Origin of the sequence: Oceanicola sp. 502str15, from assembly GCF_024105635.1 — a bacterium.
Classification (GTDB): domain Bacteria; phylum Pseudomonadota; class Alphaproteobacteria; order Rhodobacterales; family Rhodobacteraceae; genus Vannielia.
Genome location: NZ_WYDQ01000001.1, coordinates 1,544,727 through 1,565,882 on the forward strand (window position 1 = coordinate 1,544,727; position 21,156 = coordinate 1,565,882).

The window sequence follows — 21,156 nt, forward strand, 5'->3', positions numbered from 1 at the left end:
ATTCTATCGCGCCGCCCCCACACACACCCCATCCTCGCACAAACAGGCAAATCCCGCGTAAACCGACCGTCTTGCCCCCTTCTGCGCAAGGGCCTAGAAGGGCCTAAACAGCCCAAGGTGCCACCATGCTCGACCTCTCCTACACCGCCCCCAAGCCCAAGATCATCTCCGGTGCGACCGGCGATTGGGAGCTGGTGATCGGGATGGAGGTGCACGCGCAGGTCTCCACCAAGGCCAAGCTCTTCAGCGGCGCCAGCACCCAGTTCGGGGCCGAACCCAACAGCAACGTGGCCTTCGTGGACGCGGGCATGCCCGGCATGTTGCCGGTCATCAACGAGGGCTGCGTGGCGCTGGCGGTGAAGACCGGGCTGGGGCTGAAGGCCGAGATCAACCTGATGTCCGCCTTCGACCGGAAGAACTATTTTTACCCTGATCTTCCGCAGGGTTACCAGATTTCGCAGCTCTATCACCCGATTGTCGGCGAGGGCGAGGTGCTGGTGGAAATGGGCGAAGGCGTGGCCCGCACGGTGCGCATCGAGCGCATCCATCTCGAGCAGGACGCGGGCAAGTCGATCCACGACATGGACCCGAACATGAGCTTCGTGGACCTCAACCGTACCGGCGTGGCGCTGATGGAGATCGTCTCCCGCCCCGACATCCGCGGCCCCGAAGAGGCCGCCGCTTACATCTCCAAGCTGCGCCAGATCCTGCGCTACCTCGGCACCTGCGACGGCAACATGCAGAACGGCAACCTGCGGGCCGATGTGAACGTGTCGGTCTGCAAGCCCGGGCAGTACGAGAAGTACATGGAAACGCAGGATTTCTCGCACCTCGGCACCCGCTGCGAGATCAAGAACATGAACTCCATGCGCTTCATCCAGGCCGCCATCGACTACGAGGCCAAGCGCCAGATCGCCATTCTGGAAGACGGCGGCACCGTCGATCAGGAAACCCGCGGCTTCAACCCCGACACCGGCGAGACGCGCACCCAGCGCTCGAAGGAAGAGGCGCATGACTACCGCTATTTCCCCGACCCCGACCTGCTGCCGCTGGAGATCGAGCAGGGCTGGGTGGACGATATCAAGGCAAGCCTGCCCGAGCTTCCCGACGACAAGAAGGCGCGTTTCATGGAGGCCTACGGGCTGACCGACTACGACGCCTCCGTGCTGACGGCCGAGGTGGAAGCCGCTGATTTCTTTGAGGAAGCCGCCAAGGGGCGTGACGGCAAGCTGGCCGCCAACTGGATCATCAACGAGCTCTACGGCCGCCTGAAGAAGGACGAGACCGAGCTGGCCGACAGCCCCGTGTCCCCCGCCCAGATCGGCCAGATCGTGGACCTCATCAAGTCGGATGCCATCAGCGGCAAGATCGCCAAGGATGTCTTCGAGATCTGCTACACCTCGGGCCGCGAGCCCGAAGAGATCGTGGAAACCGAGGGCATGAAGCAGGTCACCGACACCGGCGCCATCGAGGCCGCCGTGGACGAGGTGATTGCCGCCAACCCCGACCAGGTCGAGAAGGCCAAGGCCAACCCCAAGCTGGCCGGCTGGTTCGTGGGTCAGGTCATGAAGGCGACCGGCGGCAAGGCCAATCCGAAGGCGGTGAACGAGCTGGTTGCGGCCAAGCTGGGGCTATAACGGCTTTCTATCGCCGCGTCGGCTATAGCAAAAATTCATGGGCACAGGCTGTACACATCCCGTACACATCCGGTGCCTCCGTGAATCGCGCAAAAGTTGATGATCGGTTAGGCAAAAGCGCCACAGAAATTTCGAATTGGACAGGCTTTCGCTCCCGTGTTTGGACTCGGCGCGAGGGCCGCGCTAGGGTGCGCCCTGTTGCATGAATATTTCTGACTTCTGGGGGGCAGCGATGCCGCGTTACGAATATCGAGTTGTGCCCGCGCCGGAGCGTGGCAAGAAGGCCAAGGGCGCCAAGGGCACCTCGGGCCGCTTTGCCGTGGCGCTCGAGGAGCTGATGAACGAGATGGGCGCGGCGGGCTGGGAGTACCAGCGCACCGACACCCTGCCCTGCCAGGAGCGCGTCGGCCTGACCGGCAAGCAGACCACCTTTCAGCACATGCTGGTGTTCCGCCGCGAGCTGGCCGAGGAGGCCGTGAGCGACGCCGAGGTGACGGCGCTGCTGGAGGCCCCCAAGGCCGAAGCCGCGCCCGCAGAGGCCCCGGCCGAGGTGACGGAGCTGCCCGACCAGCCCGAAGAGAAGCGCGATGCCGTGGCCGCCGCCCGCGACGTGGCCGCCGCCCTCTCGGCCCGTGCCCGCGAAGGCAAGGCCCCGGCCCTCGGCCCGGCCACCCCGGGCGACAAGCCCGCCAGCAAGGCAGACGTTGCGGCCGAGTAAGGCCCGCGCCTGCGCAAGACTGCAGCCCGCCCTCCTCGGGGCGGGTTTTTTGTTGGGAGAATGGCGCCCTTGCTCAGTAGCCGCCGCCCTGCCGCGTGTCCCAGAGCCGCAGCACCTCGATGCGCGTTGGCGCGACCCGGTAGATCAGGAGGAAGGGCGTGCGCGGAATGGCCAGCTCGCGCACCTGGAGGCACCCCTCACCCCGCCGCCCCGCGTAGGGGTTGGCCTCCAGCGTCGCCACGGCGGCGCGGAAATGGGCCGACGCCTTCGGGCTGCCACCGGGGAAGACGGAGCGATAATATTGGCGAAACCACACCAGATCGCGCGCGGCACTCGGCAGAAAGACAACGCTCATTTGCCCGGGAGGATGTCCGCGTCCGGCAGGTCGGTCTCTTCGGCGCTATCCCAACTGTCGACCCAGGTCATCATCGCCTCCTGCGAGATGAACCGCCCTTCCTCCGCCTCGGCCAAGGCCGCCTCGATGGCGGTGCGTTTGGCCTGCCGCGCTTCGATCAGGGCGCGGATTGCGTGAACCGCAAGCTGGGCCGGCGGGCGGTCGTCTAGCGCGGCCTCGCTCTCGAGCTCGCGCTTCAGGGCATCGTCCAACCGGATGGTGTAGGGGGCGGTGGCCATGGTGCTCTCCCGATTGAGGGGTGTATTACAAAAGAATACACCCACATCGGCACACCGGCAAGCCTGCGCGTCACCGCGCAGATCAGCCGCAACCCGCCCCTAAACCTCTATTACCAGAGCGTGAATCCGCGGAAACAGGTCGGCCACCGCCGCGTTCACCGCGCGGTGCTTGGCCACCCGGCTCTTGCCCTCCAGCGCCTCCGCCACCATCCGAACCCGAAAGTGGCTGCCATCGGGCGAATATCCGCCGTGCCCCCTGTGAGCCTCGCTTTCGTCAAGCACGTCTAGGCTCTCGGGCGCGAACACCTCCCGCAAGCGCGTCTCTATCTCGAATGCAAGCGTCATTTTTTCGTCTGCCCCCTTCTCACCCGGCCTGAAAACACTAAACTTCATGGTCCGAGTCGAGAAGGTTGCCAAGCGAAATGGGGCTGCAGGCATGAACAAAGACGATCCATTCGGGTTCGATATGTCCGTTTCTTCGGACAAGAAGAAGCGCCAGCGCGGCCGCCGTGGCATGTCTGGCGCTTTCGAAACCTCAAAGCGGACCTGCGAGCACGAAGGCTGTGACGAGTCGGCGCAGTATCGTGCGCCCAAGAATCCCGACACGCTGGACGACTACTATTGGTTCTGCCGCGACCACGTGCGCGAATACAATCTGAAGTGGAATTTCTTCAACGGCGCGACCGAGGAAGAGATGGAAGCCCAGATCGACAGCGACCGGGTCTGGAACCGCGACACCAAGCCCTTCCGTCGCTCGGCGGAAGAGAAGGCCTGGGCCCGGCTCGGCGTGGACGACCCGCATCAGGTGCTGGGCGAGAATGCCACCCAGAACCCCGGCCGCGGCGGCACCGGCGCCACCACGCGCCGCCTGCCCCCCACCGAGCGCCGCGCGCTCGAGATCCTCGAAGCCCGCGACAACATGTCCAAGGCCGAGATCCGCAAGAGCTACAAGGCGCTCATCAAGGTGCTCCACCCCGACATGAACGGCGGCGACCGGTCCGACGAGGAGCGCCTGCAAGAGGTCGTCTGGGCCTGGGATCAGATCAAGGAAAGCCGCAGCTTCAAGGATTGAGGCGCGGCTGCGCGGGCCTTAGCGGCGGGCCCGCCCTCAGCCTTTCGGCGTGCAGCGCCGCACCATCCTGTCGAGGCTGCCCGTCACACCGCGCGCGGTGAATTCGTACTTGGAGCCAAAGGGGTCGACCACGGTGAACTTGCCGTTGCTGTCGGCCTTCTCCAGCGCCACCAGCCGGTTGAGCACCGCCTTGGCATCCTCCACCTTCTCGATCTGCAGGTAGAACTGGGGCGAGGGAAAGAGGTTCTTCATCACGAACTCGCGGCCCGCGATCTCGAGCCGGGCCATGCCGCCGGGCGGCACCCGGCGCGGGGCGATGAACTCGGGGAAGATGCCGCGCCCGTCGCGCGCATCATAGAGCGAGAACTGCGTGCGCCCGCCACGTCCGGTGCCGCAGGTGCCATCGACGCAGCTCACCACCTGACAGGCGGCATAGCTCACCCCCACACCTCGCTGGGTGTAGAAGAGCCAGGCTCCGAGATTGTCGATGAGCGTGAATTCCGCGCGCGCGGGGCGCGCATCGACCATCCCGAACAGCATGGCCAATAGGCACACGACGGATGTCGACCGGGAAAAAACTCCTGAAAAAGGCATTTTTGTTCTGACCTGTGGCAGCAAATCCTTCACAACGTAACGCCAAGTAAAAGCAGTGTCACGTGACGGATTGTTTAGGGCAGCTTCAACGGTGCTTTTCCGCCTGTGTCCCAGGCGCCCCCCACCCTTGCACCTCCCCGCGATATCGGGCACCACCACCCTGATGGATCACGCGCGCCCCCGGCGGCGCCAACGACGAAGGCAGACGGCATGAGCGATCAGGCAATGAAACCCACCGAAGAAATCTCGGTCCGCGAGGCGTTCGGCATCGACAGCGACATGGTGGTGAAGGGTTTCGCCGAGGGCACCGACCGGGTGCCCGAGATCGACAGCACCTACAAGTTCGACCCCGACACCACGCTCGCCATCCTGGCCGGGTTTTCCCATAACCGCCGGGTGATGATCCAGGGCTACCACGGCACCGGCAAGTCGACCCATATCGAGCAGGTCGCCGCCCGCCTCAACTGGCCCTGCGTGCGCGTCAACCTTGATAGCCACATCTCGCGGATCGACCTGATCGGCAAGGATGCGATCAAGCTGAAGGACGGCAAGCAGGTCACCGAGTTCCACGAGGGCATCCTGCCCTGGGCGCTGCGCAACCCCGTCGCCATCGTCTTCGACGAGTATGACGCCGGGCGCGCCGACGTGATGTTCGTCATCCAGCGCGTGCTGGAGCATGACGGCAAGCTGACCCTGCTGGATCAGAACGAGATCATCACGCCCCACAAGAGCTTCCGCCTCTTCGCCACCTCCAACACCGTTGGCCTTGGCGACACCACCGGCCTCTACCACGGCACCCAGCAGATCAACCAGGCCCAGATGGACCGCTGGAACCTCGTCGCCACGCTGAACTACCTCAGCCATGACGCCGAGACCGCGATCGTTCTGTCCAAGTCGCCCCACTACAACACCGACAAGGGCCGCAAGCAGATCTCCCAGATGGTCACCGTGGCCGACCTCACCCGCACCGCCTTCATGAACGGCGATCTCTCCACCGTCATGTCGCCCCGCACGGTCATCAACTGGGCCCAGAACGCCGAGATCTTCCGCGATGTCGGCTATTCCTTCCGCCTGACCTTCCTCAACAAATGCGACGAGCTCGAGCGCCAGACCGTGGCCGAGTTCTACCAGCGCTGCTTTGACGAAGAGCTGCCGGAGAGCGCCGTTTCGATGGCGGTATGAGGGCCGCCGCCGCCCTCGCCCTCCTGCTTGCCGGCGCGGCTCCCGCGCTGGCCCAGGCCCCCAGCCCGCAAGAGGTCGTCGCCGCCTGCATCTCCCTGACCGAAGCCGCGCTCGAGGGCGCGAGCGGTGCGCGCCGCGAGGCGCTGGCCGCCGATCTGGACCTGATGCACAAGGCGCTCGAAGGGCTCAACCTGCTCGGCACCTCCGCCGCCGAAATGGCCCCCCCGGTTGCCCGCCTGCCCACCCGGCTGGCCGAGTGCTCCGACGCGGGCTGAGCCCCGCCCTCCTCACCCGGAATTAACCTTTATCGGTCAGCCTCCCCGCAAGGGCAGGCCCTTTCGAGTTTTCAAACTGCCCATTTGACAGGCGCAATCAAAGGCGCAATGGTCACAACATGAGCAGTTTAAAAACGACAACCCGTGCAGGGCTGCTCCTTCTCCTCGCCCTGCCGGCGAGGGCCGAGCCGCTCGAAATGCAGTTTGCCGCCTGTACCGGGCGCTTCTCGGCGCTGATGGAGCATCAATGGCTCCTGCCCGACCCCGCGGTCGAGCAAACCACCCGCCGCCGCGCCGCCATGATCTCGCTGCTCGAGGCGGTGATGCCGCCCGACACCGGGCGCGAGGTGCTGGCCCGCCGGATCGAGGCGAAATACGCGCAGGCGGTGCTGCTCACCCGCGCCACTTTCAACGACGACCCCGAAGATGCCCGCTGGGCCGCCACCCGCGCCGAGGCCGCCATCGCCAGCTGCGCGGCGCTCTTGACGGGCTGAACCGCGCCGGGCCAGATGGCCCCCATGCGCGCCACCGCCCGCCTCACCCTGCTGCTCGCCACGGCCGCCGCCCCCGCGTCGGCGCATGACCTCTCGCAACACGACGACCTGCCCTACCTCGCCGCCGATTGCGCCGGCTACTGGCAGGGGGTGGCCGATGCGGCGCCGGGCGACGACGGCATGGCGGCAGAGCTCGCAGAGCTCTACCTCGCCGCCGCCCGCGACCTAGCCCCCGCCCTCGCCCCCGACATCACCTATATCGCCCGAACCTCCCGCATCCGCGCCCGTCAGATGCTGAAGGACGCCGCCCAGATCACCGCCGCCGAACGGCAGCTGCGCGAACAGGAACAGTTCTGCCAGTCCGTCGGCCTCGCCCTGCCCGCCAAATGGGGCTTCCACTAACGCGAAACGGGGGCCGCAAAGCCCCCGTCCCCGTTCATTTTCTTGCTGCAAATATCTCCGGGGGGTGTGGGGGGCTGGCCCCCCACTGAACGTCGCGGCGTGGGGGGCTGGCCCCCCACTCCCACGGCGCGGCGATCACGCCTCGCGCGCAGCCTTGGTCGCATTGGCCCACCAGGCCATATCGTCAAACAGCGCATCCGCCGAGCCGCCGATCGCATCCTCGATCTCGCTGATCTCGGCGTTCTCGCCCATCGGATGCACCTTCATGAAGGAACCGGCAGCGATGTGCACGGCATTGCGCACCGGCACCATCTGCAGCTCCACACCGATCCCGCGCAGGTGCTCCACGGCCCGGGCCGCGCCCACGCCGCCGTAGCCAAGCGCGCCCATCGGCTTGCGCACCCACTGGGTGTAGGCCTGGTCGAGCGCGTTCTTCAGCGCGCCGGTGACCGAGTGGTTGTATTCGGCGGTGACGAAGATGTAGCCGTCGAACTCGGCGATCTTCTCCTGCCAGGCAATCGCGGCCGGGTCTTCGGAGGGCACCCACATGTTGGAGGCCTTCTCGTTGAACAGCGGCAGGTCGAAATCCTTCAGGTCCACCAGCTCCACGTCGAAATCGTCGCGCTTCTGGGCGCGCTCAAGCAGCCATTTGGCGGGCTTCTCGCCAAAGCGGGCGTCGCGGGTGGAACCGATGATGATGGCAATCTTGGGGGTGGTCATGTCTGTCTCCTGGGGTGGGGCGTTGTGTTTGCTGTTGTCTTATATGTTTCCCAACCAACTCCCCAATCAACGGGGAGTTCTGCGCGCATCTGCACAGGGGGCAACTCCGCTTCGCGCGGCTCTTGCGCAAGACTTCGCCCGGTGGTTTACCGATCCCATGGCTAAACCTACCGATAACCCGGCAGACCCCTTCAAGAAGGCGCTCGCAGAGGCCACCAAGGTCATGGCCGACGATCCCGAGCTTGGCGTCACCTATTCGGTCGACCCGCCCGGCACCACCGGCGACGGGCTGCGTCTGCCGCAGGTCTCGCGCCGGATGAGCGCCGAAGAGGTGCTGCTGGCCCGCGGCACCGCCGATGCGCTGGCGCTGCGCCACAAGTATCACGACGAGGGCACCGCCGCCCGCTACGCCCCGCAGGGCCAGCTTGCGCGTGATATCTACGCCGCGATGGAAACCGCCCGCTGCGAGGCGGTGGGCGCGCGCGTCATGCCCGGCACCGCCAAGAACATCGACGCCAAGATCGCCGCCGAGGCCGACCGGCGCGGCTACGGCTCGCTCACCCAGATGTCCGAAGCCCCGCTGGCCGAGGCCGCCGGCTACCTCGTGCGCAACCTCGCCACCGGCCGGCAGTTGCCCGCCAGCGCCCAGAACGTGCTCGACCTCTGGCGCGACCACCTCGAAGGCTCCGCCGCCGGCACGCTCGACGATCTGCAGGGCGTGCTCTCCGACCAGCAGGCCTTTGCCCGGTTCGCCCGCCAGGTGATCGAGGATCTCGGCTACGGCGACCAGCTCGGCGACGACCCCGACATGGAGGACGACGACGCCGAGGGCGACGAGGCCGAGGAAGATCAGGACGACGCCGACAGCACCGGCCAGGACGACAGCGATCAGGACGAAGAGACCGACGCCTCCCCCGAGCAGGACCAGGAACAGACCGACGACCCCTCCGAGGCCACCGTCTCGATGGACGACATGGCCGAGAGCGAAGAGGGCGAAGAGGCCGAGATGCCCGAGGGCGAAAGCCCGCTCGAGCCCCCGCCCCCTGCCCCGGCCTCCGAGGCCGACCCGAACTACGTGATCTACGACAGCACCTTCGACGAGGAGATCCCCGCCGAGGAGCTGGCCCAGCCCGCCGAGCTGGAGCGACTGCGCGATTACCTCGACCAGCAGCTTGAGCCGCTGAAGGGCGCCGTCTCGCGCCTTGCCAACAAGCTCCAGCGCCGCCTTCAGGCGCAGCAGAACCGGAGCTGGGAGTTCGACCGCGAAGAGGGCATCCTCGACGCCGGCCGCCTCGCCCGCGTCGTCGCCAACCCGACCACGCCGCTCTCCTTCAAGGTCGAGAAGGACACCGAGTTCCGCGACACCGTGGTCACGCTCCTGCTCGACAATTCCGGCTCCATGCGCGGGCGGCCGATCAGCATTGCCGCGATCTGCGCCGATGTGCTCGCCCGCACTCTCGAGCGCTGCCAGGTCAAGGTCGAGATCCTCGGTTTCACCACCCGCGCCTGGAAGGGCGGGCAGGCCCGCGAGAAGTGGCTGGCCGATGGCCGCCCCCAGGTGCCCGGCCGCCTCAACGACCTGCGCCACATCATCTACAAGAGCGCCGATGCCCCCTGGCGGCGCGCGCGCGCCAACCTCGGCCTGATGATGAAAGAGGGGCTGCTGAAGGAAAACATCGACGGCGAGGCGCTCGAATGGGCCCACCGCCGGATGGTGAACCGCCGCGAGGTCCGCAAGATCCTCATGGTCATCTCCGATGGCGCGCCGGTCGATGACTCGACCCTGAGCGTGAACCCCGCCAACTATCTCGAGAAGCACCTGCGCGACGTGATCGCCATGATCGAGAAGCGCCGCGCGGTGGAGCTTCTGGCCATCGGCATCGGCCATGACGTGACCCGCTACTACGACCGCGCCGTCACCATCACCGATGTCGAGCAGCTTGCGGGCGCGATGACCGAGCAACTCGCCTCGCTGTTTGATTCCGACCCCCGGGCGCGGGCCCGGTTCATGGGGATGAAGAAGGCCAGTTGAGCCGCACCCCTGCACGGACTTCAAGGCGAAGCCGCCGTGCAGCGCCTGCCCGCCCCCCGGGCAGGCGCTCCGTTGAAGGTTGCGCCTCCCTCGACCGTCAGATGACAACCGCACCCTGAGGCGCAGCCGACGTGCCGTTGCATGCGCCTCCCCGCGGTCAGGCGCTGCACGGGTTGCGATGCGATCATGGCAACCGAAGAAGGGGCAAACTCCGGGCCTCCCCCTCTGGCCATTCCCGCCCCCCCGATGCACTCTCCGCGCCAAGGAGACCGCCCATGTTCCAGACCTTCGACGCCACCACCAATCCCGCCGACGGCCCCTCCCGGCTGGCCGCCCTGCGCGCCGCCCTCTCCGGCCTCGGCCTCACCGGCTTTCTGGTCCCCCGCGCCGACCGGCACCAGGGCGAGTATGTCGCCCCCTGCGACGAGCGGCTGGCCTGGCTGACCGGCTTTACCGGCTCGGCGGGCTTTGCCGCCGTGCTGCCCGATGTGGCGGGCGTCTTCATCGACGGGCGTTACAGGGTGCAGGTGAAGGCGCAGGTCGACACCACCCATTTCACCCCCGTCGACTGGCCCGAAACCCGGCTGGCCGACTGGCTCATCGCGCAGGCCCCGGCGGGCGCGAAGATCGGCTTCGATCCCTGGCTTCACACCGTCAAGGAGGTCGCCGCGCTGTCCCGGGCGCTGGAGGCCAAGGGGCTGGCGCTGGTCCCGGTCGCACAGAACCCGGTCGACGGCATCTGGCAGGGCCGCCCCGCCGAGCCCGCCGCGCCCATCGTCGCCCATGCGCTGGAATTTGCCGGCGAGAGCAGCGCCGACAAGCGCGCCCGCCTTGGGGCGGAGCTGCGCGAGGCCGGGGTCGGCGCGGCGGTGCTGACCCTGCCCGATTCCGTCTGCTGGCTGCTCAACATTCGCGGCGCCGACATTGCCCGCAACCCCGTTGCCCGCGTGAACGCCGTGCTCGAAGCCTCTGGCAAGGTTGATCTTTTCTGCGACCCGGCCCAGGTCGAAGGGCTGGACCTCGGGGCCGATGTGGCCGTGCTGCCGCGCGCCAGCTTTGCCGCCGCCCTTGCCGAGCTGGGCGGCCATGTGCGGATCGACCCCGACAGCGCCCCCGAGGCCGTTGCCGCGCTCCTGCGCGGCAAGGCGGAGGTCGTCGAAGGCCCCGACCCCTGCCTGCTGCCCAAGGCCCGCAAGAACGCCGCCGAGCTGGACGGGATGCGCGCGGCCCATCTGCGCGACGCGGTGGCGATGGTGAAATTTCTCGCCTGGCTCGACGATGCCGCGCCCGGCGGCACCCTCACCGAGATCGCCGTGGTCGAGCAGCTCGAGGGCTTTCGCCGCGAGGCCAACGAGCTGCGCGAGATCAGCTTCGACACCATCTCCGGCGCCGGCCCCAACGGCGCCATCGTCCATTACCGCGTCACCCATGACACCAACCGCACCGTCCGCCCCGGCGAGCTGCTGCTGGTCGATTCCGGCGGCCAGTATCTCGACGGCACCACCGACATCACCCGCACCGTCACCGTCGGCCCGCCCCCCGAGGGCGCGGCAGAGGCCTTCACCCGCGTGCTTCAGGGCATGATCGCCATGAGCCGCATCCGCTGGCCCGAGGGCCGCGCGGGCCGCGACATCGAGGCGGTCGCGCGCTATCCGCTCTGGCTCGCCGGGCAGGACTACGACCACGGCACCGGCCATGGCGTGGGGGCCTACCTCAGCGTTCACGAGGGCCCCGCCCGCCTCAGCCGCCTGTCGGAAATTGCGCTGGAGCCGGGCATGATCCTGTCCAACGAACCGGGCTACTACCGCGAGGGGCACTGGGGCATCCGCATCGAGAACCTCGTGGTGGTCGAGCCCGCGCCCGCGCTCGAGGGGGCCGACGCGCGCGCCATGCTGGCCTTCGAAACCCTCACCTTCGTGCCGATCGACCGTCACCTGATCGTGACCGAGATGCTCTCGCAGGGCGAGCGCGACTGGCTCGATGCCTATCATGCCGAGGTCTGGCAGCGGGTCGGTTCGCGGGTGCAGGGCGAGGTGCGCGACTGGCTGCGACAGGCCACCGCGCCGCTGGGGTGAGTGCGCCATAGCAGCGCGGAGGTGTCAGGCGACATTTACCTGTCACACCGCAGCCCTATATAACCGCGTCAACAAACGATAAAGGGAGGCAAGGGATGGCCGATCACATCAAGATACGCGACGCCGAGGGCACATGGGTTGTCCGGGCCGGGGGCGCCGTGCTGGGCGAAAGCTCGAAGGCGCTGGAGTTGACCGAAGGCGAGATGCCCTTTGTCATCTATTTTCCGCGTGGCGACATCGCCATGGCCTTCCTCGACAAGTCGCAGACCGTCACCCATTGCCCCCACAAGGGCGATGCCACGCATTACGACATCGAGATCAAGTCGGGCACCATTCACGATGCCGGCTGGTCCTATGAAGACCCCAAGCCCGAGATGGCGCGGATCAAGGACCACATGGCGTTCTACGCCGAGAAGGTCACGGTCGAGCAGGTCTGACCCCGAAGGCGGGGGCGCGGCACGCCGCCGCCCCTGCTGGCGCACAGCCCGTCGCCGCCGCCCCCCCAGTGAAACCACCGCTCAGTTCGCCAGCTTCGGCGGCGGCTGGCGGAAGATCTCCCGGAAGATGCCGGGCGTCAGCACCGAGAGCGGGTTCACGCTCACCTTCGGCCCCGAGGTCGGCCCGGTCATCTTGTAGTTGAACCCGAAAAACCCCTCGCCCTTTTTCGAAATGATCCGCCCGATGCCGTTGAGCACGTAGATCGGCGAAAACACGCCCTGGATCTGCATGTAGTCGCGGTTCATGTCGTAGACCCCGGCCATCGAGATCCCGACCGAGGGGCCGACCGCCGAGCCATGGCTGATCTGCACCGCGTTCGGGGTGAGCCGAAAGTCGACCTCGGTGTTCGACAGCAGAATGCCCGGCCCGTTGGCCTGCTCCAGCAGCCCGACCACCGAGATGGCGTTGAGCAGCGCCGCAAGGCCGGGGGCGCTCTGCACCCGCACGTTCTTCACCCGCAGCTCGCCGTTGTACTGCCCGGGCTCCGGGCGCGGCGTCAGGGTGAGCTGCATCGCCCCGCCCCGCCCCTTCTTGAACAGCCCCGCCGCCCGAAACACCCGGCCCGCGTCATCCGAGGCGATCCGCACCGCCGTCTTGCCCCGCACCGGCACCACCGAGCCCGAAACCTGCGCCGCCCCGTTCACCGCGCCCCGGAAGGTGCCGTTGAGGCCGCCCCGGGTCTTCAGTTCCGAGCGAAAGCCGGTCAGCGCAATCGAGTCCGAAATGATCAGCCGGTCGAGCGCAAGGCTCATCGGGGCGCCGGCCGTGTCGCTGCCCCCGCCCTGCGCGAAGGAGGTGCGCCGGATGTCGACCCAGCCGCCGCGCACGCTCACCGCCGGGGTGGCGCCCTTGCCCCGCCCGGTGAGCGTCACCGGCGCGTCGATCCATGCGCCCGCCCTCACCCGGCTGAACTCCGCGGTGCGCAGGCCCCCGCCGGGGTTCAGGCTCACCCGCCCCTCAGCCGAGAGACCGGGGGCCGAAAGCTCCAGCCGGTCGATCACCGGCGGCTCGCCGAGCTGGCCCTCGACCCGCAGCGAGCCGGTCGCCGCCTGCCCCATGCTCCAGGCCAACTCGCGAATGGACAGCCCCATCCGGTTGAGGTCCGAGCGCAGGGTGAAGCGCGGCGCCTGCCCGCGGGCGAGGTCGATGGTGAACTGCCCGGTGCCCGCGCCCGAGACCATCCCCTTGGGCAGCCCGATGTTGAAGCGGTCCACGAAGGCCTGGCTCAGCTCGATGGTGCCCTCGACCCGGCTCGGCTGCGGCCCCGGCCTGTCGATCGGCTGCACCCATGCGGCGGTGATCGGCAGCCCCTCGATCCGCCCCGGCCCGCTGATCACGATCTCCTCGCCATGGGCCAGCACCTCCAGCCGCTCCGAGGTGAGCGTGCGCCCCGGCACCACCTTCTCCGAGCGCACCCCGGTCAGCACCCCGCCGACGCGAAACTCGATCTGCTCCTTGGGCACGTTCTCGATCAGCGGAAACCGGATCACCCCCTCCAGCGCCGCCTGCCCCTCGGCCAGGTCCACCGGCTGCCCGGCCTTGCTCATGAAGTTCCATGGCTCCTGGTCGAGAACCGAAAGCACCGCCGTCGCCGTGCTCTGCGAGGTGAGCTGAATTTCCATGTCCGCCGGCTCCTGGTGCACGTCGGGCACCCGCAGCACCGAGCCGGCCACGTCGATCCGCCCGCCCTCCGGCGCGTCCATGTAGCCCGCGTCCAGCGAGAGCGTATAGGCGTCCTCCGAGATCGAGGAGTAGCCCGAGGCCCCCTCCACCGGCGGCAGCGTGGGCAGCGGGAGCACCACCGCGTCGCGGAACTCGTAGACCAGGCTCAGCAGCGGGCGCGCCTCGCCGGGCCTCGCCCGCAGCGCGCCCTTCACGTTGAACAGCTCGCCCGCCTGCACCCGTTCCTCGATCCATTCGCGGGTCTTGGTGGCAAGGGCGAGCGGCCAGAGCGCCAGGAGCTGGCTGTGGTCGATCCGGTCGACCTCGAGATCGAGCGAGGCCTCCCAGCCCTCGGGCACCGGGCGCGCGCCGCCCCGCGCCCGCAGCACCACCTCCTCGCCCTCCAGCACCATCTGCCCGATGCGCAGCCGCAGCGGGTCGAGCGAGAGCTTCAGGTCGAGCGCCCCGGACTGAAAGTCGAGCCCGCGCTCGAACACGCCGGAGGGGTCGACCGTGACCCCCGAAAAGGCGAGCTGGCCGACAAGATCGGTGGGCCAGCCGGTTTCTTCCACGCCTTCGAGGTAGGCCTGCCCGCTGGCGCTGAAGCTTCCGTCGGGGGCGGAGAGGCTGAGTTCGTCGAACACCAGCCGCGCCGCCTCGGGCTGGTAGCGAAAGTAGCTGCGCCCGCCGTCGAGGCGGATCGGCGCCTGCCCCTGCCCCGGCTCGATCGCGCCCGCGCCGATCTCCAGTCGCCCGGCCAGCTCGTCGAGGCTGCCCGCCTCGTCGACCCGCGCGCGCATCGAGCCAGAGATCGGCGCCGCTATGAGATCGAGGAAGGCGGTGGCCGGGCTGAGGGTGGCAATGTCCTGCGCCGCCACCCCGTCGACGCTGGCCGCCAGCTCCGCCGAGACCGCGCCCTTGCGCGAGGAGAACGACAGCGCCACCTGCGCCGGTGCAACCTCGAACCCCGCCGCGCCGCCCGCCAGCTCGCTGCCATCGGCGTCGCGCTCCGGCGCGGCGGTGCCGGCCGGGCCCACCGAATCGGCGGCCAGCTGCAACCCGAGCCGGGCCGAAACCTCGCTGTCGGTCTGGGTGATGCTGAGGGTGCCGTCGTAGAGCACCCATTCCCGCCCGGTGCGGGCGTCGAAGAACTCGAGCACGAGATTGTCGGCGGCGATCTCCTCGATCGGGGCAAAGCTCGGCAGCGCCAGCATGTCGTCGAGCGCGCCGAGCAGCCCGGCAAGGTTGCCGGTGCCCTCCCAGCTCATCTCAACGTCGCCGAGCTGGAGGTCGAAGTTGCCCTCGCGGTCGCGGGTTGCCCGCATCGCCGCCCCGGTGATGGTGATGCCGCGCGGCTGCACCCGCCCGTGCAGCAGCGCGCCCTTGTCGAGCCGCGCGCCCATGGCGGGCACATGCACGATATGGGTGCCGTCGGCGGCGCGGATATCGACATCGCGGAAGGTGACGCGCGGCAGCGCGGTGCGCTGGAAGATCACGAACAGCCCGCCCACGCTGACCTGCGCGCCGCCCAGCCCCTCGTTCAGCCGCGCCTGCACCCGCTCGGCGAGCCATGCGGGCGCGGGCAACTCGCGCCCGGCGGTGAGCAGGATGGCAAGGATCACCGCCACCACGCAGAGCACCGCGATGTCGAAGGCCCAGACGATCGGGCGCGCCAGCAGCCGCCGCTTGCGGCCCCGGCTGCGTTTGCGCGCCTTCGGGTCGGCGGCAGGGCTTGGCGCGCCCTCGGGCTCCTCGCCATCCTCGGGCTCGGGCTCGGGCTCCAGCGCCCCGCCTTCGCGCAGCGCCTCCACCACCGCCGCGCCGCCCGTCACCGGCACCTCCGCCGCGCCAAGCGCCGGGGCGGCGCTTTCGGCCGGAAGCTCGGCCTCCAACCCCACCCGCTCGGGGGTCAGCAGCAGCACCGGCAGGCGCTCGGGCACATCGGGGTCGCGCTCGGGCACCCCCAGCGGCGGGGCCGCGCCCTCGGTCGCCGCAGGCCCCAGCCGCCCGGCCTCCCGCGCCTCCGCAGCCAGCCGCTCGGCCTCCGCGGCGGCATCGAACCACCGCGCAGCAGGTTCCGCATCCGTCTCCGTTGCGGCCCCTTGAGGCTTTTCTCTGGGCGGGCTCATCGGCCGTATTGGTCCTTCAGCTCTGGTCCCTCTGCTCTTGTGCGCCATATTCGCAGGAGCCGCGCGATTTGAGAAGCGCCTTGGACAACAGCGAGGAGACCCCGATGGACCTGACCGGCCAGCACGCCCCCGACTTCACCCTGCCCCGCGACGGCGGCGGCGAGGTAACCCTCTCCGCCCTGCGCCCCGCGCCCGTGGTGCTTTATTTCTACCCGCGAGACGACACGCCGGGCTGCACCACCGAGGCAATCGAGTTCACCGCCGCGCTGGCGGAGTTCGAGGCCGCCGGGGCAAAGATCGTCGGCGTCAGCCGCGACACCGTGGCCAAGCACGAAAAGTTCATCGCCAAGCACGGGCTCGGAATCCCGCTGGTGGCCGACGAGGAGGGCACGGTCTGCGAGGCCTATGGCACCTGGGTCGAGAAGAACATGTACGGCAAGAAGAGCATGGGCATCGAGCGGGCCACCTTCCTGATCGGCGGCGACGGCACGGTGGTGCGCGAGTGGCGCAAGGTGAAGGTGAAGGGCCATGTCGACGAGGTTCTGGAGGCGGTGAAGGGGCTCTGAGCGTCGCGGCAAGCCGTGCAGCGCCGTCCCGCGGGGTGGCGCATGCACCCTTTGTCGGTGCCACTTTATGGTGCCGTGGTCATCTTCCCTCGATGGCAGCAACCAGCCTCACCGAAGCGCCGCCCCGGGGGGCGGGACGGCGCTGCACGGCGGCTTCGCCTTGGCTCCGTGCGGGGGCAGAGCCAAACCGGGCGCACGGCTTCCCCCCGCCGCCCGCCTCCCCTAGAACCGCCCCATGACCAGCACCCTCGCCGCCCTCGCCACCCAAGTCCTCACCTGCCCCGAAGGCCGGGGCAAGGCCGAGCTGTCGCGCCGCAATGCCGCGCTCTGGCTGGCCTCCCGCGAGGCCGGCAGCCCGCTCGACATCGGCACCGCCGCCCCGCCCGAGGCCCCGGCCCGCCCCGAGCGCCCGGCCCTGCTCGACCCGCGCGACGTGCCCCGCCGCCGCCCCGGCACCGAGGCGGGCCGCAAGGCGATCCTCCATGCCGTCGCCCATATCGAGCTGAACGCCATCGACCTGCACTGGGACATCATCGCCCGCTTCACCGACACGCCCATGCCGCTCGGCTTCTACGACGACTGGGTGCGCGCGGCGGATGACGAGAGCCGCCACTTCATGCTGATGGACGATTGCCTCGCAGAGCTTGGCATGGGCTATGGCAGCCTCGATGCCCACGCCGGCATGTGGCGCGCCGCCTCCGACACCGCCCATGACCTGCCCGCCCGGCTCGCCGTGGTGCCGATGGTGCTGGAAGCCCGCGGGCTCGACGTGACGCCGGGCATGATCGCGCTGTTTTCCAAGGCGGGCGCCACCAGCGCCGTGGCCGCGCTGGAAACCATCTACGCCGAGGAGGTCGCCCACGTGGCCTATGGGTCCAAGTGGTTCAACTGGCTCTGCGGGCGCGACGGGCTGGACCCGAAAGAGGCCTTCCACAGCCTCGTGCGCCAGTACTTCCCGGGCGGTCCGAAGCCGCCCTTCAACGAGGAAAAACGCGCCGAAGCCGGGATGCCCCCCGATTTCTACTGGCCCCTCGTCACCTGAGGCCGGGGGGCCCCGCACCCCCTCCGCGCCCCTGCGACCGCCCGCCGCAGCCCGTGCCGCAGCACGCGAAAACACGCCCGCATCTCGGCAGAAAACCGCCGAATCACCCGCCACACCCATGGGTTAACTACACTGTGTGGCCTGCAAAACTTGCCATCCGGCAGAGGGTTGGGCTAACAGGACTGCATCCGATGGGTCGCTGGGGGGCCTTTCGGTGTAATTGGGGTACGGGGAACAGGAACGGATCATTGAAAGCACGCGTCTTGCATCGCATGCACAGCGCCCTTGAGCGCCACTTGCCCGAGCAGCGGCTGTTTCTGCGCTCGGATACCGAAACCCGGTTCATCCGGCTGCGTCCCGAAACCCAGCTCATCGCGCTGGCGGGATCTGCGCTGGTGGTCGGCTGGGCGATCATCGCCACCGCCGTCCTGCTGATGGATTCCATCGGATCGGGCTCGATCCGCGAACAGGCCGCCCGCGAGCAGCGCAGCTACGAAATGCGCCTCAACGCCCTCTCCGGCCAGCGCGACGCCCGCGCCGAAGAGGCCGCCGCCGCGCAGGAGCGTTTCAACGCCGCGCTGGCCCAGATTTCGGTGATGCAGTCGCAACTGCTCGCCTCCGAAGACCGCCGCCGCGAGCTGGAAACCGGCATCGGCGTGGTGCAGAGCACCCTGCGCCGCACCATGAAGGAGCGCGACGCCGCGCTCGAGGGGCAGGCCGAGGCCATCGCCACGCTCGAAGGCGCCACCGGCTCCGCAAAGACCACCGACGGACGGCTGAGCGATGTCGAGGGCACCGTCGACTTCCTGACCGTGGCGCTCGAGAGCACCGCGCGCGAGCGCGACGCCATGGCCTCCACCGCCGCCGCGGCGCGCGAAGAGGCCCAGGCGCTGGCCTTCGAGCGCGAGCTGATCCTCGATCGCAACGACCAGATCTTCACCCAGCTCGAAGAGGCGCTGACCGTGTCGGTCGCCCCGCTCGACAAGATGTTCCGCGATGCCGGCCTGCCGCCGGACCAGCTGATCAACACCGTCAAGCGCGGCTACTCGGGCCAGGGCGGCCCGCTGACACCGCTGACCTTCTCGACCAAGGGCCTGCCGCTGAACATGGGGCAGAACCGGGCCAACAACATCCTGCGCGGCCTCGAGCGGATGGACTACTACCGTATCGCCGCGCAAAAGGCGCCCTTCGCGGTGCCGGTCAAATCGGCCTTCCGCTTCACCTCCGGCTTCGGGCCGCGCTGGGGCCGGATGCACAACGGCACCGACTTCGCCGCCGGCTACGGCACCCCGATCTACGCCACCGGTGACGGCGTCGTGATCCACGCCGGACGCCAGTCGGGCTATGGCAACCTGGTGAAGATCCAGCACGAGTTCGGCATCGAAACCCGCTATGCGCATATGAGCGCCGTTCGCGTTAAAGTTGGCCAAAGGGTATCGCGCGGGGATCGTATCGGTGATATGGGAAGCACCGGACGGTCCACCGGCGTCCACCTCCACTACGAAGTGCGGGTCGGCGGCAAGCCGGTGAACCCGATGACCTACATCAAGGCAGGACAAGATGTTTTCTAAATCCAGGATCAACGAGCCTGGCGCCGGCGCTGGCGCCGATGCCGGCAAACCCTCCACGCCCGAGTCGTCTTCGGCCCCCACCGGCAAGCAGGCGACCACGCCGCCCTCGAGCAGCCCGGCACCCTCTTCCGCCTCCAGCGCGCCCAAGGCCAAGCCGCCCGCGTCGACGCTGTCGAGCGACCTCACCATCGTCGGCAACATCAAGACCACCGGCGACATCCAGATCGAAGGCACCGTGGAAGGCGACATTCGCGCCCACCTGCTGACCGTAGGCGAAGGCGCGACCGTGCGCGGCGAGTGCATCGCCGATGACGTCGTGGTCAACGGCCGCGTCGTGGGCCGGGTCCGTGGCCTGAAGGTCCGCCTCACCTCCACCGCCCGCGTCGAGGGTGACATCATCCACAAGACCATCGCGATCGAGAGCGGCGCCCACTTCGAGGGCTCGGTGCAACGCCAGGACGACCCGCTCGCCTCCGGCAACACCTCCGCGCCCAAGCCCCTGCCCTCCCCCGGCCCCGAGGCCAAGGCACAGGGCTGATCGGAGCGCCCGACGCGCTTCACCGGAATTTCGAAAGGGCGTCCCGCGGGGCGCCCTTTTGCATTGGTGTCCTTTGGTTCGGCAGAGGCGCCCGGGGGGCGGATGGCGCGCCCTCTTTGCGTTTCGGAGTCGGCTGTCGGTGGCCGCGCTGCGCGCGGCGGGCTGTCGGTGGCCTCGCTGCGCTCGGGGATGGCTCTCGGTGGCCTCGCTGCGCTCGGAAGGGGAGCTGGGGGCGGCCGGGCGTGCCGGAACTGCTGCTGTGCTTGGGGCGTCGGGTGGTCTGGGATATTTGCAGCAAGAAAATGAACATGTGTAGTGCCTTGCAGCCGCGTTGATCTGCGCTCATACCTCGGGCCCATGGTTCAGGTTCTTTCGATCTCCGGCACGATCTTTGCCCTCATCGCGCTGGGCTGGGTGCTGGTGCGGCGCGGGGTGTTCGACGGCAAGGCGCTCGATGTGCTCGGCGGCTACGTGGTGACCTGCGCCCTGCCCGCGCTGATCTTTCGCGCGGTCTCGTCGCGGCCGGTGGGGGAGACCTTCGACGCGGCCTACCTGCTGGTGCTGCTCGTCACCTCGCTGGCGCTCTTCGGGGCGGGCTACTGGCTGTTGCGGGGCGGCTTCGGCTGCACGCCGACGGCGGCGACCTTCGGGGCGATGGGGATGAGCTGTGCGAACTCGGGCTTCGTCGGCTACCCGATGCTGGGACTGGCGCTGCCGGGGGTGGCGGAGCACGCGCTGGCGCTGAACATGAGCTTCGAAAACCTGGTGATGATCCCGCTGGTGCTGGCGCTGGCCGAAGCCGAGAAGGCGCGCGCGGCGGGGGCGACGACCGCGATCGGCCCGCTCATCGCGCGCCGCCTGGCGGGCTCGCCGGTGATCCTGGCGCTCTTTGCCGGGCTTGCGGTGGCCGCGCTGGGGGTGCCGCTGCCGCAGGTGGTGACGGGGCCGGTGAACATTGTCGCCAACTCCTCGGCCGCGGTTTCGCTTGTGGTGATCGGGGGCGGGCTTGCGGCGCTGACCCTGCGCGACCTCGGGGCGCTGGCCTGGACCGTGACGGCCACCAAGCTGCTGGTGATGCCGGCCATCGCCTTTGCCCTGCTCACCGGGCTCGCGGCGCTCGGCCTCGCCCCTGCCCCGGCCTCCCTCGGCCCGGCGCTGCTGGTGATGACCGCCCTGCCGGCGATGTCGATCTACCCGGTGCTGGCGCGGCGCTACGGCGAGGTGACGACCCCCGCCGCGGTGCTGCTGTTGCAGACGCTGGCGAGCTTTGTGACGCTCACCGCACTGCTGGCGCTGCTCGGCCTGCCGGCCTGAGA

Annotated in this window: 21 protein-coding genes; 15 read left to right on the forward strand and 6 right to left on the reverse strand. The window is 68.7% G+C overall.

Annotated features, from left to right (window positions below; translation table 11 throughout):
* Positions 1–125 precede the first annotated feature (125 nt).
* On the forward strand, positions 126–1,637 hold the full coding sequence (gene gatB / locus GTH22_RS07465) for an Asp-tRNA(Asn)/Glu-tRNA(Gln) amidotransferase subunit GatB (protein WP_252944378.1): 1,512 nt from the start codon (positions 126–128) through the stop codon (positions 1,635–1,637).
* A gap of 232 nt (positions 1,638–1,869) precedes the next feature.
* Positions 1,870–2,355 carry a DUF4177 domain-containing protein gene (locus tag GTH22_RS07470; protein ID WP_252944380.1) on the forward strand — a complete coding sequence of 162 codons (486 nt, stop codon included), beginning with the start codon at positions 1,870–1,872 and terminating at the stop codon, positions 2,353–2,355.
* A gap of 73 nt (positions 2,356–2,428) precedes the next feature.
* Here GTH22_RS07470 and GTH22_RS07475 read toward each other — a convergent pair whose 3' ends face one another.
* The 3 genes from GTH22_RS07475 to GTH22_RS07485 all read right to left on the reverse strand — a co-directional run bounded on the left by GTH22_RS07475 (position 2,429) and on the right by GTH22_RS07485 (position 3,333).
* The gene (locus tag GTH22_RS07475; RefSeq protein WP_252944382.1) at positions 2,429–2,710 is read right to left on the reverse strand and encodes a type II toxin-antitoxin system RelE/ParE family toxin; all 282 of its coding nucleotides are present in this window, start codon (positions 2,708–2,710) and stop codon (positions 2,429–2,431) included.
* Positions 2,707–2,988, reverse strand: a complete 282-nt coding sequence (locus tag GTH22_RS07480) for a CopG family ribbon-helix-helix protein (RefSeq protein WP_252944384.1) — start codon at positions 2,986–2,988, stop codon at positions 2,707–2,709. Before GTH22_RS07480 ends, GTH22_RS07475 begins: the two co-directional genes overlap by 4 nt.
* Positions 2,989–3,087: 99 nt before the next feature.
* On the reverse strand, positions 3,088–3,333 hold the full coding sequence (locus tag GTH22_RS07485; protein WP_252944386.1) for a BolA family transcriptional regulator: 246 nt from the start codon (positions 3,331–3,333) through the stop codon (positions 3,088–3,090).
* A 91-nt stretch (positions 3,334–3,424) separates the two neighbouring features.
* Between GTH22_RS07485 and GTH22_RS07490 the strand changes: the two genes are divergently transcribed.
* Positions 3,425–4,060 (forward strand): DnaJ domain-containing protein, encoded by a 636-nt coding sequence (locus GTH22_RS07490; protein ID WP_252944388.1) that lies wholly within the window; start codon positions 3,425–3,427, stop codon positions 4,058–4,060.
* Between the two features lie 36 nt (positions 4,061–4,096).
* Here the strand turns inward: GTH22_RS07490 and GTH22_RS07495 are convergent, their stop codons facing one another.
* Positions 4,097–4,600 (reverse strand): hypothetical protein, encoded by a 504-nt coding sequence (locus tag GTH22_RS07495; RefSeq protein ID WP_252944390.1) that lies wholly within the window; start codon positions 4,598–4,600, stop codon positions 4,097–4,099.
* A gap of 264 nt (positions 4,601–4,864) precedes the next feature.
* Between GTH22_RS07495 and cobS the strand changes: the two genes are divergently transcribed.
* The 4 genes from cobS to GTH22_RS07515 all read left to right on the forward strand — a co-directional run bounded on the left by cobS (position 4,865) and on the right by GTH22_RS07515 (position 7,007).
* Entirely contained in the window at positions 4,865–5,836 is a 972-nt protein-coding gene (cobS, locus tag GTH22_RS07500; protein ID WP_252944392.1) for a cobaltochelatase subunit CobS, read from the forward strand.
* The gene (locus GTH22_RS07505) at positions 5,833–6,111 is read left to right on the forward strand and encodes a hypothetical protein (protein WP_252944393.1); all 279 of its coding nucleotides are present in this window, start codon (positions 5,833–5,835) and stop codon (positions 6,109–6,111) included. The genes cobS and GTH22_RS07505 overlap by 4 nt, the downstream gene beginning before the upstream one ends.
* A 119-nt stretch (positions 6,112–6,230) precedes the next feature.
* Positions 6,231–6,605: a hypothetical protein gene (locus GTH22_RS07510; protein WP_252944395.1), complete on the forward strand. Its 375-nt coding sequence runs from the start codon at positions 6,231–6,233 to the stop codon at positions 6,603–6,605.
* 24 nt (positions 6,606–6,629) lie between these two features.
* A complete protein-coding gene (locus GTH22_RS07515) occupies positions 6,630–7,007 on the forward strand; it encodes a hypothetical protein (RefSeq protein ID WP_252944397.1) in 378 nt (125 codons plus the stop codon).
* A 135-nt stretch (positions 7,008–7,142) separates the two neighbouring features.
* Here GTH22_RS07515 and GTH22_RS07520 read toward each other — a convergent pair whose 3' ends face one another.
* Positions 7,143–7,727 carry an NADPH-dependent FMN reductase gene (locus tag GTH22_RS07520; protein WP_252944398.1) on the reverse strand — a complete coding sequence of 195 codons (585 nt, stop codon included), beginning with the start codon at positions 7,725–7,727 and terminating at the stop codon, positions 7,143–7,145.
* A 157-nt stretch (positions 7,728–7,884) separates the two neighbouring features.
* On the opposite strand from GTH22_RS07520, the gene cobT reads away from it, so the two are divergent.
* The 3 genes from cobT to GTH22_RS07535 all read left to right on the forward strand — a co-directional run bounded on the left by cobT (position 7,885) and on the right by GTH22_RS07535 (position 12,271).
* The gene (gene cobT, locus GTH22_RS07525) at positions 7,885–9,759 is read left to right on the forward strand and encodes a cobaltochelatase subunit CobT (RefSeq protein ID WP_252944400.1); all 1,875 of its coding nucleotides are present in this window, start codon (positions 7,885–7,887) and stop codon (positions 9,757–9,759) included.
* A 275-nt stretch (positions 9,760–10,034) separates the two neighbouring features.
* The gene (locus GTH22_RS07530; protein WP_252944402.1) at positions 10,035–11,834 is read left to right on the forward strand and encodes an aminopeptidase P family protein; all 1,800 of its coding nucleotides are present in this window, start codon (positions 10,035–10,037) and stop codon (positions 11,832–11,834) included.
* A gap of 95 nt (positions 11,835–11,929) precedes the next feature.
* A complete protein-coding gene (locus GTH22_RS07535) occupies positions 11,930–12,271 on the forward strand; it encodes a DUF427 domain-containing protein (protein ID WP_252944403.1) in 342 nt (113 codons plus the stop codon).
* A gap of 81 nt (positions 12,272–12,352) precedes the next feature.
* Here the strand turns inward: GTH22_RS07535 and GTH22_RS07540 are convergent, their stop codons facing one another.
* On the reverse strand, positions 12,353–16,123 hold the full coding sequence (locus GTH22_RS07540) for an AsmA-like C-terminal region-containing protein (protein ID WP_252944406.1): 3,771 nt from the start codon (positions 16,121–16,123) through the stop codon (positions 12,353–12,355).
* A gap of 104 nt (positions 16,124–16,227) precedes the next feature.
* Here GTH22_RS07540 and GTH22_RS07545 point away from each other — a divergent pair, with 104 nt between their 5' ends.
* From GTH22_RS07545 to GTH22_RS07565, 5 genes are all read left to right on the forward strand, one after another.
* The gene (locus GTH22_RS07545; protein WP_252947601.1) at positions 16,228–16,689 is read left to right on the forward strand and encodes a peroxiredoxin; all 462 of its coding nucleotides are present in this window, start codon (positions 16,228–16,230) and stop codon (positions 16,687–16,689) included.
* A 235-nt stretch (positions 16,690–16,924) separates the two neighbouring features.
* On the forward strand, positions 16,925–17,731 hold the full coding sequence (locus tag GTH22_RS07550; RefSeq protein WP_252944408.1) for a ferritin-like domain-containing protein: 807 nt from the start codon (positions 16,925–16,927) through the stop codon (positions 17,729–17,731).
* Positions 17,732–18,003: 272 nt separating this feature from the next.
* A complete protein-coding gene (locus GTH22_RS07555; protein ID WP_371928326.1) occupies positions 18,004–19,302 on the forward strand; it encodes a DUF5930 domain-containing protein in 1,299 nt (432 codons plus the stop codon).
* A complete protein-coding gene (locus GTH22_RS07560) occupies positions 19,292–19,840 on the forward strand; it encodes a polymer-forming cytoskeletal protein (RefSeq protein ID WP_252944412.1) in 549 nt (182 codons plus the stop codon). Before GTH22_RS07555 ends, GTH22_RS07560 begins: the two co-directional genes overlap by 11 nt.
* Positions 19,841–20,197: 357 nt before the next feature.
* A complete protein-coding gene (locus GTH22_RS07565) occupies positions 20,198–21,154 on the forward strand; it encodes an AEC family transporter (RefSeq protein ID WP_252944414.1) in 957 nt (318 codons plus the stop codon).
* Positions 21,155–21,156: the final 2 nt, after the last annotated feature.

Bases quoted from the DNA above. Each gene is read 5' to 3' on its own strand.
- GTH22_RS07515 (WP_252944397.1), top strand. From the start codon at position 6,630: ATGCGCGCCACCGCCCGCCTCACCCTGCTGCTCGCCACGGCCGCCGCC.
- GTH22_RS07510 (WP_252944395.1), top strand. From the start codon at position 6,231: ATGAGCAGTTTAAAAACGACAACCCGTGCAGGGCTGCTCCTTCTCCTC.
- GTH22_RS07555 (WP_371928326.1), top strand. From the start codon at position 18,004: ATGCACAGCGCCCTTGAGCGCCACTTGCCCGAGCAGCGGCTGTTTCTG.
- GTH22_RS07545 (WP_252947601.1), top strand. From the start codon at position 16,228: ATGGACCTGACCGGCCAGCACGCCCCCGACTTCACCCTGCCCCGCGAC.
- GTH22_RS07490 (WP_252944388.1), top strand. From the start codon at position 3,425: ATGAACAAAGACGATCCATTCGGGTTCGATATGTCCGTTTCTTCGGAC.
- GTH22_RS07530 (WP_252944402.1), top strand. From the start codon at position 10,035: ATGTTCCAGACCTTCGACGCCACCACCAATCCCGCCGACGGCCCCTCC.
- GTH22_RS07475 (WP_252944382.1), bottom strand. From the start codon at position 2,710: ATGAGCGTTGTCTTTCTGCCGAGTGCCGCGCGCGATCTGGTGTGGTTT.
- GTH22_RS07470 (WP_252944380.1), top strand. From the start codon at position 1,870: ATGCCGCGTTACGAATATCGAGTTGTGCCCGCGCCGGAGCGTGGCAAG.
- GTH22_RS07480 (WP_252944384.1), bottom strand. From the start codon at position 2,988: ATGGCCACCGCCCCCTACACCATCCGGTTGGACGATGCCCTGAAGCGC.
- GTH22_RS07485 (WP_252944386.1), bottom strand. From the start codon at position 3,333: ATGACGCTTGCATTCGAGATAGAGACGCGCTTGCGGGAGGTGTTCGCG.
- GTH22_RS07565 (WP_252944414.1), top strand. From the start codon at position 20,198: ATGGTTCAGGTTCTTTCGATCTCCGGCACGATCTTTGCCCTCATCGCG.
- GTH22_RS07550 (WP_252944408.1), top strand. From the start codon at position 16,925: ATGACCAGCACCCTCGCCGCCCTCGCCACCCAAGTCCTCACCTGCCCC.
- cobS (WP_252944392.1), top strand. From the start codon at position 4,865: ATGAGCGATCAGGCAATGAAACCCACCGAAGAAATCTCGGTCCGCGAG.
- GTH22_RS07495 (WP_252944390.1), bottom strand. From the start codon at position 4,600: ATGCTGTTCGGGATGGTCGATGCGCGCCCCGCGCGCGCGGAATTCACG.
- GTH22_RS07560 (WP_252944412.1), top strand. From the start codon at position 19,292: ATGTTTTCTAAATCCAGGATCAACGAGCCTGGCGCCGGCGCTGGCGCC.
- GTH22_RS07520 (WP_252944398.1), bottom strand. From the start codon at position 7,727: ATGACCACCCCCAAGATTGCCATCATCATCGGTTCCACCCGCGACGCC.
- GTH22_RS07540 (WP_252944406.1), bottom strand. From the start codon at position 16,123: ATGAGCCCGCCCAGAGAAAAGCCTCAAGGGGCCGCAACGGAGACGGAT.
- gatB (WP_252944378.1), top strand. From the start codon at position 126: ATGCTCGACCTCTCCTACACCGCCCCCAAGCCCAAGATCATCTCCGGT.
- cobT (WP_252944400.1), top strand. From the start codon at position 7,885: ATGGCTAAACCTACCGATAACCCGGCAGACCCCTTCAAGAAGGCGCTC.
- GTH22_RS07535 (WP_252944403.1), top strand. From the start codon at position 11,930: ATGGCCGATCACATCAAGATACGCGACGCCGAGGGCACATGGGTTGTC.
- GTH22_RS07505 (WP_252944393.1), top strand. From the start codon at position 5,833: ATGAGGGCCGCCGCCGCCCTCGCCCTCCTGCTTGCCGGCGCGGCTCCC.